15 protein-coding genes are annotated in these 15074 nt (G+C 63.9%); 3 read left to right on the top strand and 12 right to left on the bottom strand.

Annotation, left to right across the window (positions count from 1 at the left end; translation table 11 throughout):
* Positions 1 to 32: 32 nt before the first annotated feature.
* The 10 genes from ABDX79_RS15750 to ABDX79_RS15795 form a co-directional block, all read right to left on the bottom strand.
* The gene (locus ABDX79_RS15750; protein WP_346221257.1) at positions 33 to 1082 is read right to left on the bottom strand and encodes a cytochrome c oxidase subunit II; all 1050 of its coding nucleotides are present in this window, start codon (positions 1080 to 1082) and stop codon (positions 33 to 35) included.
* Between the two features lie 142 nt (positions 1083 to 1224).
* Complete coding sequence (locus ABDX79_RS15755; protein ID WP_346221258.1) at positions 1225 to 2289, bottom strand: D-alanyl-D-alanine carboxypeptidase family protein; 1065 nt, start codon at positions 2287 to 2289, stop codon at positions 1225 to 1227.
* Positions 2290 to 2377: 88 nt separating this feature from the next.
* On the bottom strand, positions 2378 to 3058 hold the full coding sequence (locus ABDX79_RS15760; protein ID WP_346221307.1) for a hypothetical protein: 681 nt from the start codon (positions 3056 to 3058) through the stop codon (positions 2378 to 2380).
* Between the two features lie 204 nt (positions 3059 to 3262).
* Positions 3263 to 6238 carry an isoleucine--tRNA ligase gene (gene ileS, locus ABDX79_RS15765; protein WP_346221260.1) on the bottom strand — a complete coding sequence of 992 codons (2976 nt, stop codon included), beginning with the start codon at positions 6236 to 6238 and terminating at the stop codon, positions 3263 to 3265.
* A 285-nt stretch (positions 6239 to 6523) separates the two neighbouring features.
* Complete coding sequence (gene arsH, locus ABDX79_RS15770) at positions 6524 to 7255, bottom strand: arsenical resistance protein ArsH (RefSeq protein ID WP_346221261.1); 732 nt, start codon at positions 7253 to 7255, stop codon at positions 6524 to 6526.
* Positions 7252 to 7668 carry an arsenate reductase (glutaredoxin) gene (gene arsC / locus ABDX79_RS15775; RefSeq protein ID WP_346221263.1) on the bottom strand — a complete coding sequence of 139 codons (417 nt, stop codon included), beginning with the start codon at positions 7666 to 7668 and terminating at the stop codon, positions 7252 to 7254. Before arsC ends, arsH begins: the two co-directional genes overlap by 4 nt.
* 34 nt (positions 7669 to 7702) lie before the next feature.
* Positions 7703 to 8419: an MIP/aquaporin family protein gene (locus ABDX79_RS15780; RefSeq protein WP_346221264.1), complete on the bottom strand. Its 717-nt coding sequence runs from the start codon at positions 8417 to 8419 to the stop codon at positions 7703 to 7705.
* Positions 8420 to 8442: 23 nt separating this feature from the next.
* Entirely contained in the window at positions 8443 to 8964 is a 522-nt protein-coding gene (locus tag ABDX79_RS15785) for an arsenate reductase ArsC (protein WP_346221265.1), read from the bottom strand.
* Positions 8961 to 9323, bottom strand: coding sequence for an ArsR/SmtB family transcription factor (locus ABDX79_RS15790; RefSeq protein ID WP_346221266.1), 363 nt, complete (start codon positions 9321 to 9323; stop codon positions 8961 to 8963). The genes ABDX79_RS15785 and ABDX79_RS15790 overlap by 4 nt, the downstream gene beginning before the upstream one ends.
* A 104-nt stretch (positions 9324 to 9427) precedes the next feature.
* Entirely contained in the window at positions 9428 to 10387 is a 960-nt protein-coding gene (locus tag ABDX79_RS15795) for an ion channel (RefSeq protein ID WP_346221267.1), read from the bottom strand.
* Between the two features lie 122 nt (positions 10388 to 10509).
* Between ABDX79_RS15795 and ABDX79_RS15800 the strand changes: the two genes are divergently transcribed.
* Positions 10510 to 10815, top strand: a complete 306-nt coding sequence (locus ABDX79_RS15800) for an Rdx family protein (protein ID WP_346221268.1) — start codon at positions 10510 to 10512, stop codon at positions 10813 to 10815.
* 133 nt (positions 10816 to 10948) lie between these two features.
* On the top strand, positions 10949 to 11869 hold the full coding sequence (locus ABDX79_RS15805) for a YfdX family protein (RefSeq protein WP_346221269.1): 921 nt from the start codon (positions 10949 to 10951) through the stop codon (positions 11867 to 11869).
* Between the two features lie 117 nt (positions 11870 to 11986).
* Here the strand turns inward: ABDX79_RS15805 and ABDX79_RS15810 are convergent, their stop codons facing one another.
* Together ABDX79_RS15810 and ABDX79_RS15815 are read right to left on the bottom strand one after the other, a co-directional pair.
* Positions 11987 to 12340 (bottom strand): DUF427 domain-containing protein, encoded by a 354-nt coding sequence (locus ABDX79_RS15810; protein ID WP_346221270.1) that lies wholly within the window; start codon positions 12338 to 12340, stop codon positions 11987 to 11989.
* 134 nt (positions 12341 to 12474) lie between these two features.
* The gene (locus ABDX79_RS15815; RefSeq protein WP_346221308.1) at positions 12475 to 13767 is read right to left on the bottom strand and encodes an MATE family efflux transporter; all 1293 of its coding nucleotides are present in this window, start codon (positions 13765 to 13767) and stop codon (positions 12475 to 12477) included.
* 292 nt (positions 13768 to 14059) lie between these two features.
* Here ABDX79_RS15815 and ABDX79_RS15820 point away from each other — a divergent pair, with 292 nt between their 5' ends.
* Positions 14060 to 14962: a histone deacetylase family protein gene (locus ABDX79_RS15820; RefSeq protein ID WP_346221271.1), complete on the top strand. Its 903-nt coding sequence runs from the start codon at positions 14060 to 14062 to the stop codon at positions 14960 to 14962.
* Positions 14963 to 15074: the final 112 nt, after the last annotated feature.

Genomic DNA, 15074 nt, shown 5'->3' on the forward strand with positions numbered 1-15074 from the left:
GACGGAGGCTGCGCCGCCAGCGGGCAAGTCGCTCATTTCAGCTGCTCCAGCCAGGCCGCGATGGCAATGATCTCTGCGTCGGGCAGCATGCCGTAGGACGGCATCTCGACACCCTGCTTCACATGGTTCGTCGCCCGGATGAACTCGGCGATGTTCTCCGGCGTGTTGTCGAGAAGCCCCGCCGCGATGGTTCGGCGCGAGCCCATATGGGTGAGGTCCGGGCCCACCGCGCCGTCGGCAGACGTTCCGCGCACGGCATGACAGGCATCGCAGCCATTCTGCATGAAGGCGTCATGGCCAACCCCGGATGTCACCCTGGCCGGCTCGCTCTCAGCCGCGACATGGGCCGCGTAATCCTCGGGCGAGACGACCACGACGCGAAAGCCCATCTGGCCATGGGCATCGCCGCAAAATTCGGTGCAGACGCCGTTATAGACGCCCTCTTTGGTGGGCTCGACCACCAGCCGGTTCACGCGGCCGGGGATCATGTCCATCTTGCCGGCAATCGCGGGCACCCAGAAGGAATGGACCACATCGGGGCTGCCGAGCAGCAGTTCCGTGCGCTGGCCGACCGGCAGCCAGATCTCGTTGGCGCTTTCGACGCCCCCCGGCGGCAGGCTCTTGACCACGCCCGGCTCACCTTCGACGCCGTAGGCAACGCGGAACCAGAAGCGTTCGCCGGACACCGCGATCGTCGGGCCGTTCGCCTCGGCGCGGAACTCCGGCATCATTTCGAGGCCGTAGACGAGAAGCGCGGTGAGAACCACTGTCGGAAACACCGCGCCGCCCCAGACGATGAGGCGCGTTCCGGTCTTTTCGCTGTGCCGTCCGGGTCTTACCCGCGTCGCGTAGATCGACAGGCCGATGGTGACGAACCAGATCACGACCGCGCCCACGAGCATGATCCAGAACAGATGCTCGACCTTGCTCGCCTCGAGCCCCGCGCCGGTAAGGGTCGATTGGGGGCCGCTGCAGGCTGTCAGAAAAATCAGCGGAAGAAGGGCGGCGATCAGGCCCTTCGGACGGACGGTTGCAAGACATCTTGCGGATGCGAAGAGTCGGAAAAAGTTGCTTCGTCCCATTGCCTGCTATCGTCGAGAGAAGCGGACGCCCCGCCACTATGATTTCGCATAATTGTAGCGAATTTCCACGAGGGGAAGAGCCTATGACGGCTAAGGCGACGATAGGCAGCGACAAATGGCTCGCCGGCAAAAGGTTTGTCGTTCAGGGCCGCTCCGGCCGCCATGTGGGACGCGGGACATTGAAGAGCGCAGCGCCGGTACGCGTCTCGAAGGCATAACGCTCCGGCTCGGACGAGGGCTGAAGATAGCTCGTCTCGCCCGGCAGGCCCATGGGATAGAGCTGGTTGCGCCGCGCCTCGTAGGCTGCGGTCTCGGCGCTGCAGACGCGCATACGCATGTCTTCGGGCGGAACGTCCGGCTGGTTCCGAAGTGCCTCCAGATTGGTGCCCGTCGGGCGGAGCGCCCCCGCGAAGGCTTCGCTCATCAGCTTGGCGGCGCGCTCGGCGCGCTCGCGCCCCGTGGTGGCGCCAAGGAGCACGACCAGGATTCGGCGACCGTCGCGCTCGGCCAGGGCCACGATATTGCGGCCCGAAGCACAGAGGAACCCGGTCTTCAGGCCCAGCGTGCCGGGAAAATCCGTCAGAAGCACGTTCTCGGTTTCGAGGCTCTTGCCGTCGATGACGACCACGGAAGTCGTGAACAGCCTGCCGTATTGCGGAAAATCCCGCGTGGCGGCGAGGCCGAGGATCGCAAGGTCACGGGCGGTCGTATGCTGGCTTGCGGCGAAAAGGCCGTTGGGATTGTCGAAATGGGTCGCCGTCATGCCGAGGCGGGACGCCGTTTCGTTCATCCGCCCGGCAAAGGCTTCCACGCTTCCGGCAACCGTTTCTGCCAGCGAAATCGCGACCTCGTTGGCCGAGCCGACGACCATGGCGAAGAGCGCATCTTCCAGCCGCATGGCGCGCCCGACCTTGAGGCCCGCATGAAGCGAGGCCTGGGTCATGGCGCGTTTGGAGATCGTCACGGGCGTGTCGAGGGACACCTCACCGGCCCGCAAGGCTTCGAAGGTGACATATGCCGTCATCAGCTTCGTGGTCGAAGCCGGATACCAGGGATGGCCGGCGTCCTCCGCAAGGAGGACGGCATGCGTCTCGGCATCGACGACGAGTGCGGGGGTTTCAGTCCCGGCCGCATTCGCGGCGGGCGCAGCAAGAAGCAGCGAAACGCCGACTGCGGCAAGCACCAGAGGCCGGCGAAATCCACGCATCACGGTATGCTTCATAGGAGATTTGCCTGATCGCTTCGCCATGACGCCAAGCGAATATCGGGACCGGACCATCAAAAGAGCATATATTTTAGAAGGGCAGGTATTCGCCCACCTTGGAGAGGAGGGATTTCGACCCCTTCATGCGCCGCTCCTTGGTGGCTTCGTCCACGCCGGGATCGCCGACGGGGGCTGCCGCAGACGGCTGACGATAATCGAGCGGAGGCTCGGACAGCATTTTTCGCGTCGTGCGGCTCGCGGCGTTCTGCTCGGCGACAAGCTTTTTCACGCGTTCGGAGCGGCTGGCGAGCTCGGCCGGCGAGAGAAGGCCCGCTTCATCGCGGCGGCGCACCTCGTCGAAGCTGAACCCATCGCCCCGCGTCTTGTCGAGATAGTCCTGCGTGACATAAGGGTTGCCACCGCTCATCTGGCCGGCGGGCACGGGGCCGTCGCCCTGATAGGCGGCCGCCTGGATGCGGGCGCGCCTTTCGGCCGCCGTCTCCTGACGCGGCGCGGGCGCGCGCGGTGCCGGCAGAACGGATGTGTTGTCCGGCTGGCGCAAAGCCTCCCGCTCGGTATAGGCGATCGGCTCGGCATCGCCCGAACCGCCGAGCGCGACCATGTTGTTCAGATCGTCGAACAGCATCGCGCCCTGGCTCTTGCCGGTGCCGTAGGTCGGTCCGAGACAGCCCGACAGAGCGGCAACGCCCGCGAGCATCGCGGCCTGGCTGACGCGTTTCATCACGATACGGCGTGTGTCGGTCGAAATCATCAAGATGGCCCCCTCGGCCTTCGTCCCCTTGTGGCGCGCGATCGGACCCCTCGCGTCCGCGCACCCTCTACCGGCTCATGTCAGTGGAATCAGGCGACAATGCGCCGTTTCGTCAATCCCTTGCGCCAAGCTTTAAAACTTCGTTGCCAGCTGTGGCAAGGCGGCGACGCCCGCCGCCCTGCATCATCGCTTCCGATCAGGCTATCAGGCGGCCGAGGTCAGCCGTCCTTCCGCCTTCAGCTCGCGAAGGGCCTCGGCATCGCGCACCGATACATCCGGGTATTCCGGGTCGGAGCCCACATCGCCAGTGATCTTCCAGGATCTGGCGCATTTCGCGCCATGCGCCTTGTCGAAGACGACGGAAACGCCCACGACCTCCGGCAAGCGGAAGGCATCCGACGGCCCTTCGCCCGCCTCAATCTTCAGGCCCGAGGTGATGGCGATCTCGGCGAAATCCACCGTTTCGGCGAGCGCGCGCAGCTTGTCGTCGGCGATATGAACCGTCGGCCAGGCTTCGAGCGAGGAGCCGATCACCTTGTCCCGGCGCTTTTGTTCGAGCGCGCCCATGACCACGCGGCGAACCTGCCGGATTTCCCGCCAGCGGGCCGCAAGCGCATCGTCACGCCAGGCCGGATCGCTCTTGAAGAACTGTTCGAGATGAACGGATTTCGCCTCCGGATAGCGCGACAGCCAGGCTTCTTCCATCGTGAAGGGCAGCATGGGCGCGAGCCAGGTCACCAGCCGGTCGAAGATCAGCCGGACTACCTGAAGCGAGGCCTTGCGGCGGGTCGCGGATGGCGGATCGCAATAAAGCGAATCCTTGCGGACATCGAAATAGAAGGCCGACAATTCGGTCACGACGAAGTCGAGCAGCGCGCGGGCGATGCGCTTGAAGTCGAACCCGTCATAGCCCTTGGCTACCTGCTCGTCGAGTTCGGCAAGGCGGTGGAGCATCAGGCGTTCGAGTTCCGGCATCTCGCCATAAGGCACCGTCTCTCCGCGATCATGGGCGAGCGTGCCGAGCATCCAGCGAACCGTGTTCCTGAGCTTGCGGTAGCTGTCGACATTGGTCTGAAGGATGGTCTTGCCGAGGCGCAGATCCTCCGAATAATCCGACGACACCACCCAGAGCCGCAGGATGTCTGCGCCCGACTGCTTGATCACTTCCTGAGGCGTGACGACGTTGCCGAGGGACTTCGACATCTTGCGCCCCTCCTCGTCCATGACGAAGCCATGGGTGAGGACCGCGTTGTAAGGCGCCCTGCCGCGCGTGCCGCAGGCCTCCAGAAGCGAGGAATGGAACCAGCCGCGATGCTGGTCGGAGCCTTCGAGATAAAGGTCCGCCGGCCATTTCAGGTCGGGGCGCTTTTCAAGGCAGAAGGCGTGGGTCGAACCGGAATCGAACCAGACATCGAGGATGTCGCGAACCATGGACCAGTTCTCGTTCGCCTTCGAGCCGAGAAAGCGCTCGCGCGCGCCTTCGGCAAACCAGGCATCGGCCCCTTCCGCCTCGAAGGCTTCGAGGATGCGTTGGTTGACCGCCTCGTCCTTCAGGATGTTGCCGTCCTCGTCGACGAAGACGCAGATCGGCACGCCCCAGGCGCGCTGGCGGGACAGAACCCAGTCGGGCCTGTCGGCGATCATGCCGCGAAGGCGGTTCTGGCCGGAGGCCGGCACGAAGCGCGTCTGGTCGATGGCATTGAGGGCGCGGTTGCGGAGCGTATCCTCGCCGGCAGCCTGACCGGCCGTATCCAAACCATAGCCTCCGAGATCCTTGTCCATCTCCACGAACCATTGCGGCGTGTTGCGGAAGATGACCGGCTTCTTGGAGCGCCAGGAATGGGGGTAGGAGTGCTTCAGCCGGCCGCGCGCGACGAGATTGCCGTGCTCGATCAGCGCCGCGATGACCCGTTTGTTGGCATCGCCCTTCTTGCCCTTGTCGTCGATGACGCGGGCCGCGCCGCCTTCCGACGCCGCATCGAAGCCGGGCGCGTCCTTGGTGTAGAAGCCGTCGTCATCGACGGTGAAGGGGATCGCCGTGTCGATGCCGCGCTTTTCGAGATCGCGGCGCATGTCCATCCAGGCGTCGAAATCCTCGCGGCCATGGCCGGGCGCGGTGTGGACGAATCCCGTACCCGCATCGTCGGTCACGTGGTCGCCGGCGAGGAGCGGAACGGAGAAGTCATAGCCGCCGGAAAGGCCCTTGAGCGGATGGTCGCAGACAAGACCTTCAAGATCGGAGGCCGAAACATCCGAGACGCGGTTCGCCTGCAGCTTGGCCTTTTCGAAGACGCTGGCGGCAAGCGCATCGGCGAGGACGTATTTCGCGCCCGGCTGCGGTCCGAAATCGTTCTCGGCCGAAGTCACCTCATAGAGGCCGTATGGGATACGCGGCGAATAGGCGATCGCCCGGTTGCCGGGGATGGTCCAGGGCGTCGTCGTCCAGATGACGACGGAGGCACCGGCGAGCGGGCCGTCGCCCCTGACCGGAAATGCCGCCCAGATCGTGTCGGACTCATGGTCGTGATATTCGACCTCGGCCTCCGCGAGCGCGGTTTTTTCCACCACCGACCACATCACCGGCTTGGAGCCGCGATAGAGCTGTCCGCTCATGGCGAATTTCAGAAGCTCGCCCGCGATGACCGCCTCGGAATCGAAATTCATCGTGAGGTAGGGCCTGGTAAAATCGCCCTCGACACCGAGCCTGCGGAACTCTTCGGTCTGGACGCCGATCCAGTGGGTCGCGAAATCACGGCATTCCTGCCGGAACTCGTTGATCGGCACCTCGTCCTTGTTGAGCCCCTTGGCGCGGTACTGCTCCTCGATCTTCCACTCGATCGGCAGGCCATGGCAGTCCCAGCCGGGCACATAGTTCGCGTCATACCCCCGCATCTGGAACGAGCGGGTGATGACGTCCTTCAGCACCTTGTTCAGCGCATGGCCGATATGGAGATTTCCATTGGCATAGGGCGGGCCATCGTGCAGCACGTATTTCGGCCGCCCCTCGCCCGCCTTCCGCATCTCGCCGTAAAGGTCCATCTGGTCCCATTTGGCGATCCATTCCGGCTCGACCTTGGGAAGCCCGGCGCGCATCGGAAAATCCGTCTGCGGCAGGAACAGGGTGGTGGAGTAGTCGACGGTGTCCGGCGTTTCTGCGCTCGGGGTCTTCGTCTCGCTCATGGTTTGTCTTCGATCCGAATTCGCGGCCACGTCTCGCATCTGGGGCGGCTCATGGCGCATGGAAAATATCTCGCTGCGCCGGCTTGAGGACGCAGATCACGCGCGGCTTCGTCCCGGTCCCTCGTCGCTCTTGTCGGGCGGCGTTCAGAGGGCCGGGCGGCTAATTCGTATCGAGTGAATGATCGCGCGCAGCTTTAACATAGCCCAGCCTTTAGCAAGGGCGGGCGCGCTTGAAAAGAACATGGTTGCCGTGCCCGCCTGACAGAAGATGTCGGCGCGGCGTGCTCAGATGGCCTTCTGGTTCACGCGCTTCGACAGTTCCTCGGCGCTTTCCACCCGTTCGGAATAGCGATCCGTCAGGGCGGCCGAGCGGGCGCGGGTCATATAGGTGAACTTCACCAGTTCCTCGCAGACATCCACCACCCGCCGGTAATAGGCGGACGGCAGCATGCGGCCGGCCTCGTCGAACTCGTTGAAGGCTTTGGCGACCGAGGACTGGTTGGGGATCGTCACCATGCGCATCCAGCGGCCGAGAATGCGCATCTGATTGACCGCGTTGAAGCTTTGGGATCCACCGCAGACCTGAAAGAGCGCGAGGGTCTTGCCCTGGGAGGGCCGCACCGCGCCGAGCGACAGGGGAATCCAGTCGATCTGCGCCTTCATGATGCCGCTCATCGCGCCGTGCCGCTCGGGGCTGAACCAGCCCATTCCCTCGGCCCACTGGGCAAGCTCCCGCAGTTCGGCGACTTTCGGATGATCGACCGGCGCGTCGTCGGGAAGCGGCAGGCCGGACGGATCGAAGCTTCTCACTTCGCAGCCATACCAGGCGAGCAGCCGGCCGGCCTCTTCCTTCAGCAGCCGCGAATAGGAACGCTCCCGCGTCGAGCCGTGCAGAAGGAGAATGCGCGGCGGATGACCCGGATCGTCCGCCGGCGCATAGAGCGCGGGGTCGATCGGCGTCAGCTGGTCGGGGTCGATATTCGGAAGGTCGGCCACCGTGATGTCATCGAAGGTCATGACTTCGCCCCGCCCGGAACGACCACTTCGCCGTCTTCCTTGGTGAAATTTCGGACCGCCCCCTCGGGCAGGAGCTCCAGCACCGTTTCGGAAGGACGGCAGAGCTTCACGCCTTTCTCCGTCACCACGATCGGCCGGTTGATGAGGATCGGATGGGCCATCATCGCATCGATCAGCTGATCGTCCGTCAGGCTCTCGTCGCCAAGGCCCAGCTCGTCATAGGGCGTGCCCTTCTGGCGAAGCAGCGAGCGCGGCGTCATCTCCATCTTGCCGAGGAGGTCCACGAGGCGCTCCCGGCTCGGCGGGGTCTCGAGATACTCGATCACCTCCGGCTCTTCGCCGGCCTCGCGGATCATGGCGAGCACGTTGCGGGAGGTGCCGCATTTCGGGTTGTGGTAAATCGTGACGGTCATGGATCAGTCCATTCTTGCAGACAAAAGCGCCGCCTTAGTCCGGCTTATCGGCTGCCATCGAAAAGCGGATGGTCAGCTTCTGGCCGGGATTGAGAAGCCATTCGAAGAGGATGACGGCAAGCACCGCGCCCACGCATTGGGCGAGGATGAAGCCCGGCACATCCAGCGGGCGGATGCCGGAGAAGGTGTCGGTAAAGGCGCGCGCAATCGCGACGGCCGGGTTGGCGAAGCTCGTCGAGGCGGTGAACCAGTAGGCGGCGGTGATGAAGAGCCCGACCAGCCAGGGGATCGTGTGCGGGGCAAAGCGAAGCCCGCCGAGGATGAAGCCGACGAGGCCGAAACTCGCGACGATCTCCGCCCACCATTGGGAGGGCCCGGTCCGCACATGGCCGGACAGCATCAGCGGCGGAAGCTCGAACATCAGATGGGCCGCGACTGCGCCAACGATGCCGCCGACGATCTGAACGGCGACATAGGCCAGTGCCGCCCGCCCACCGATCGCACCCCTCAGGACCATTGCGAGGGTGACGGCCGGATTGAAGTGCGCGCCGGAGATCGGCCCGAGAACGGTGATGAGAACGACGAGGATCGCCCCCGTCGCGATCGTGTTGGCAAGAAGCGCCAGCGCCACATCTTCTGTCAGGCGTTCGGCCATGATGCCCGAACCGACCACGGCCGCGACGAGAATGCCGGTGCCGAGCGCTTCGGCGGTGAGCCGGCGCGGCATATCGAATGTCGGCTTGTCGCTCATCGTCGTCCGGTCGCCCCTTCCTGTCAGTCCCATTCGGGATTGGCGGCCATGGGGCTTGCGCCCTCCATCGTGCCGATCGTTTCCATCGCGTAGCGGAGGGCGCTCTTGGTCATGTTCTCCACTGGCAAGGACCGGAAGGCGAGAATGCGCGCCTCGATCTGCGCAAGCGCAGCGCGGAACGCCGCCCGCTGTTCGTCCTCGCTCCCCTCGGCGCGTGAGGGATCGGCGATGCCCCAATGGCCATGGGCCGGCGCGCCCGGCCAGACCGGGCAGCTCTCACCAGCCGCATTATCGCAGACGGTGATGACGAAATGCATGTCCGGCGCATCCCGCTCGGCGAAGGTATCCCAGGATTTCGAGGCGAGGCCCGCCGTCGAATAACCGGCCTCCCTCAGCACCTCGAGCGCCACCGGATGAACCCTGCCGCCGGGGCTGCTGCCGGCCGAGAACGCATCGAACCGGCCCTCGCATTCGGCGTTCATCACGGCCTCGGCCAGCACCGAGCGCGCCGAGTTGTGTGTGCAGAGAAAGAGGACGTTCCTCATCGCGCGGTGGCCTTTCGGGTGTCGCAGGACGACGCGGCTTCGAACGGTTCTCCGCCATAGCCGCAAATCTCCGGCCTGCCCCCGCAGCAATCCTTCGTGAGAAAAGCCAGGAGCCCGCGCATCGCCTCGAAATTCGCCGCATAGCGAATGTGCCGGCCGTCCCGCCGGGATTGGAGAAGCCCGGCGCGGTCGAGCGTCGCCAGATGAAAGCTCATGCGGGTCGGTGCGATATCCAGCGCCTCGGCGATCGCACCGGACGCCATGCCTTCAGGCCCCTCGCCGACGAGAAGGCGGAACGCCGAAAGGCGATCGGTATGGGCAAGGGCTGCCAGCTGTTCGACGGTGCGCGCGGTTTCCATACACTAACCCTACAAGTATCCTTGTAGGATTGCAACTTGAACTTACGACCGAGAGACCCGTCTTCCGGGTCTGTTGCCCGTCCGGCGTCCGGCGGTTCCGCGTCTCAATCTTCCGGGTTCGGAATGTTCAGCTGTTCGCCGCAGGCCTTGCAGTGCACGGCATCGGGATCATGCCGCTGAAGACCGCAATTGGGGCATTGGTACTGCACCTTGGGCGGCTTGAAGACGGCCTGCGCCAGATTGAAGAAGAGCGAGATCCCGATGATCATGATGATGATCGCGGTCAGCTTTCCGCCGGGGCCATCGAGCGTGATGTCGCCATAGCCCGTCGTCGTCACGGAGGCGACGGTGAAATACAGCGCGTCGAGATAGCCTTCGAGCCCGGAGGTCTGGCGGAAGAAGAAGGTGTAGATGAACCCGGTCGCCAGGAAGAGAAAGGTGACGAGGTTGACGACCGCCTTCAGCGCCAGCTCGTATTCGGCGTATTTCGAGCGCCTCAGGGGCCGCCACAGCATGCCGCTGCGCGACAGCGACCAGAGCCGGACGATGCGAAGGAAGCCGAAATTGATGAAGGTTTGGGGAAAGACCAGCGTGACGAGGATGAGGATGTCGAGCAGCACGAAGGGCTGCCGGGCCCAGCGCGTGAGGTTCCGGGTCGCGATCGCCCGCGCGGCGATGTCGAGCGCGAGAATGACGGCGACAGCATAATCGATCGGCAGGAAATATTGCGTTCCCCGAATGATCGGCGAGACGACGAAGAGCGCGATGATGGCAAGGTCGACGCACAGGATGATGGCCTGGAAGCGAACCGCGGGCCGGCTGCGCCCGTGATAGAGCTTGCGAAGCTTGAGGCGTATGCGACCGAACGCGGTCCGCCGGGTCTCGCGCACGGGCTCGCTGCCGTCCGCGCCCTCTTCAGCCTCTTCATCCTCGTCCGGACAATTTTCGTCTGCGGGCTTTTCCTCGTCTCCGGCCTTCAGGGAGTCGTTTTCAACCGTCGCCTCGTCGCCCTCGGTCTCCGTCTCGTCGCTCTCATTCCGGTCACCGGTCTCGGAATTCGTCATCCGGTTTCTTTCATCCACGTTCGAGAGCGCCGTTGCCTTCGGTCAGCACTGGCGCCGCATCGCTGATATTGAGACTTAAGAGGGATAAGCCCCAGCTTCGCCTTAAAAAGGGAGATACGCCGATGCGCCACGATGACCACCCGGCCCGGCCCGAGATCGAGATTTTCTATTGCACCCAGTGCCAATGGCTGTTGCGGGCCGCCTGGATGGCCCAGGAACTGCTCTCGACCTTCGGAGCGGATCTTGGCGGTGTCACCCTGCGCCCCTCCACCGGCGGACACTTCGAGATCACCTATGAGGGCGAGACGCTCTGGGAGCGGAAGGCCGATGGCGGCTTTCCCGAGGCCAAGATCCTGAAGCAGCGCGTGCGCGACCGGCTCGATCCGGACCGCGATCTCGGCCACAGCGACCGGCCGGGACGGGCGTGAATTACAAATCGGTCATGACCTGTTTGTAACGAAACCTAGACAGCATGGCGCGGTTATTGCGGTGTCGGATGACTTGAGCCCGGCCCCAGAGACGGGACCCCGCAGCCGATCCGGCGACAAAGGGAACAATCCCATGTTCAAGACAGCTGCAATCGCTATCGCTCTCGCCGGTGCAACCGCCTTCAGCCCTGCCGCATATGCGGCATCGTCGACCGCGGCGTCCCAGACCAGCACCCAGAGCATGGACCAGAGCGCCTCCAACTCGAAGGCCGATATCCAGGCCGCCAGGGATTTTCAGAAACTCTCGCAGGACGGCTTCCAGGCCTTCCGCAATATCCAGACGGCACGCCTCGCCATCTTCGACGGCAAGACCGATCAGGCGAAATCGCTCGTCGACAAGGCCGTTAGCCAGCTGAAGACGGCCCAGACGGATGGCAGCACGTTCGACAAGGCCGCAAGCCAGCTGAAGATGCCGATGAACCAGGGCTCGCAGAGCATGTCGAACGCCAAGATGGATCAGAGCGCGAACGGCAAGTCGTCCGACAGCACGAAGACCGGATCGTCCAACGACACGGCGTCGAACACGAATTCGTCCGACCAGACCAAGACCTGGCTGCCGATCGACGGACAGGTGATGCTGGGCGCCGACTATCAGGTCTCCGACGCCAATGCGAAGGCGCTTCAGGACGCCAACAAGGCGATGAAGAACGGCGATATGAAGACGGCCAACGAGCAGCTCAAGCTTGCCGGCGTCGACGTCTCCTTCGCGGTCGCTCTGGTGCCGCTCGACCAGACCATGCAAGACGTTCAGCAGGCCCAGTCGGATCTGAACGCAGGCAAGTTCTACGAGGCGAACCTCGATCTGAAGAAGGTCCAGGACAGCATCGTGATTGCCGAAGCCGACGCGATCGGCGTTCCCCAGTCGAACGATCACGCGGCAAACGCCAGCGACAGCAAGAACCATTCGTCGGCCATGAATGGTCAGTCCGCCCAGAAGACCGCAATGAGCAAGACCGGCGACACGCAGTCTCGGTCCTCGTCGACCAACAACTAAGCTGGCTAACCCCGGTTTACAGGGCAAACCTCAAGAACGGCGGGCATCCCCCGCCGTTCTTTTGTGAGCAAGACGGAATCGGTCGGACAGCTCGGCGAAAGCGAATTTCGAAGGCGCTTACGCACCGTCGTCGATCGTCACCTTCGAGCGATCGAACGCAACCGTGCCGGCGATGTCCTTCACATCGGCATGGGGCTCGTCATAGGCCCAGACCGCGTCCTGGGCTGCCTGTCCCTCGGCGGAAATGTTCCAGTAGCGGGCATCGCCCTTGTGGGGGCAAGTCGTTACCGTGTCGCTCTCCTTCAGGAAAGCCATGGCGACATGGTCCTTCGGGACATAGTAGACCGGGTCGTAGCCGGTCTCGCGCAGGATCAGCGCGTCACGGGTGCTGGCCAGCACCGCACCATTGAAGGTGACGTTGACCGGGCCCTTGGCCTTTTCGATCGTGATCCGCTCGTTCGTATTCTTCATCGCAGCATCCTTTCTTCGCTTTGGTTCGGCGTTTGTCGTGCCAGTTGAAGGCCCGCCTTCCCCGCATCGTTCCGCACCGCGACCGAATGCTGCATCGCCTGCGGCGTTGGATCGCCCCGACCTGACGGAGTGGCTCACGCGCCGGCGAAGGCCCGGTCGCGATTGCGCGGCATCAGGGCGAGAAGCAACAGGCCACGCGAGCCGAGAAACACGAGCATCATCACCCAAAGTCCCGTATTGCCGAAGACTGGCACCAGCAAATAGGTTCCGACCACGAAGACCGCGAGCGAAGCCAGCATCATGTCCCTCATGGTCCGCGACCATGTTGCGCCGATGAAGATGCCGTCCATGATGAAGGCGAGCGTGCCGGCGACTGGCGTCAGGCTTGCAAAGACGAGAAACATCGACGCCTCCTCTCGCACGGCCGTGTCGGTCGTCAGGAAGGCGATCAGCGCCTCGCCGCCGAAAAGGAAGATGACTGCCATGATACCCGACAGCATGAAGCCCCATGAGATGGTGAGCTTCACGGTCCGCTCGAAGGCCGGCCGCCAGTTCGCGCCGATCGCGCGTCCTGCAAGCTGCTCGGAGGCGGTCGCCATGCCGTCGAGGAAATAGCTGCCGACCAGGAAGAAGTTCATCAGGATGCCGTTCGCCGCAAGCGTCACCGCGCCGAACCCCGCACCGAAGCGGGCAAAGAGGGTAAACGCGGACAGGAGGCAGAAGGAGCGGATCATGATATCCCGGTTGACCCCGATCATTCGCGAAAACCCTGTGCGATCGAGAACCCGCTGGAGCGAGGGCTTCTCGCTCGGCTCGAAACCGCGAAGAACGATGATCAGGCCGACGAGCGCGCCCGCCGCCTCGCCGCAGACCGTCCCCAGCGCGACCCCGAAAATGCCCCAGCCGAAGACGAGACCGAGCAGCACAGACAGGGCGATGTTGACGCCATTGACGACGATCTGCAGCGCAAGCCCCAAAGTGCCCCGCCCAAGGCCGAGCACATAGCCGAGGATCGCGTAGTTCATCAGCGCGAAGGGCGCGGAAAACATCCGTACGAACACATATTCCCGCACGGTGCCCGCCACCGCCTCTCCGGGCGAGACCGCAAGAAGGCCAAGCCAGACGACCAGCGGCTCTGCGAGAATCAGGATGATCCCGATCCCGAGGGCGAGGATCGTCGCGCGCCAGAACACGGCCTGCCCTTCCCGTCCATCGTCCGCGCCGAAGGCCTGCGCCGTGAGGCCGGTCGTTCCCGAGCGGATGAAATTGCAGGTGGCGAAGGCGAAATCGAAGATCAGCGCGCCGACCATCAAGCCGCCGAGGGCCGCCGCATCGCCGACACGGCCGACGACCGCGACATCCGTCAGGCCAAGAAGCGGCGTCGTCAGGAAGGCGAAGGTCATGGGAATGGTGATCGCCCAGACCATGCGGTTGGTGACGGTGAAGGGGCGCGTGCGCTGCGAAGAACCGTGTGCGACGCCCCCACTGTCTTCGCTCGATTCTGCCAAGGCTTCACCATTCCATTCGCAACGCAACCGGCGCCGTTATAGCGAGCGACGGTCTCTTGCGGTAGCGGTGCATCTCAAGACCTGACGTCACCGTAGATAGGGTGACGGACGCCCGGCATTCCGCCCTGTCCGGCATGGCACCATCAGCATCATCCGGCGCGCCGCGATGCCACAGTTCGGCCGCGTCCAAGGAAACGCTATCTGAGGCCCCATGAGCCTGCCGATCGTTCACCATCCCGCCTTCGACGCCCATTTCGACGAAGCCCATCGGTTTCCCATGTCGAAATTCTCCCGTCTCGCGCAGATCCTCGTCGAGGATGGCCTGTCGGGACCGAACGGCTTCTTCATTCCGGCGCCCGCCCTGCCGGCCTGGCTGCAGCTGGCCCATGATGCGCGCTATGTCGATCAGGTGCTGGGCGCGAACGTGCCGGCGGCGTTCGAAAAGGCGATCGGCTTTCCGGTCGATCAGTCCGTCGCCCTTCGCTCGCGCACCGCGACCGGCGGGACCGTGCTGACGGCCCGCCTTGCCCTCGGCGAGGGTCTTGCCTGCAACACGGCCGGTGGCAGCCACCATGCCAGCCGGTCAGGCGGCGCCGGGTTTTCGGTTTTCAACGATGTCGCGGTTGCGGCCAAAGTGCTTCTTGCCGATGGCGACGTGTCGAAGATCCTGATCGTCGACTGCGACGTCCATCAGGGCGACGGCACCGCGCGGATCTTCGCGGACGATCCCCGCGTCTTCACCTTTTCGGTTCATGGCGAGAAGAACTATCCGCCCGAAAAAGCCGTCTCGGACCTCGATCTCCCTCTCCCCGACCGCACGGGGGATGCCGCCTATCTCGACGCGCTGATGCCTGCGCTAAAGTCAGCCTTCGAACAGGCAAAACCCGACCTCGTCTTCTACAATGCCGGCGTCGATCCCCACACGGACGACCGGCTCGGCCGCCTTGCCTTGAGCGACGAGGGGCTCGCCGAACGCGACCGGCAGGTCATCGGGTATTTTCGCGACAGGCGAGTTCCGGTCGCCTGCGTCATCGGGGGCGGTTATTCGCGGGATATAGAGACGCTGGCCCGTCGCCACACGATCATTCATCGAATTGCAATGAGCTTCACTTGACCATTTGTGAACAATGCGTCTAGGCAGAGCATCACACGTAGTCTATCTGCGGATCGGACTGTCTTGTAGTATTATTAATACTGCATTAGTTATAATAATGGCGTTGAGGGAG

The organism is Fulvimarina fulva (genome assembly GCF_039652615.1).
In the GTDB taxonomy this organism is placed as follows: Bacteria; Pseudomonadota; Alphaproteobacteria; order Rhizobiales; family Rhizobiaceae; genus Fulvimarina.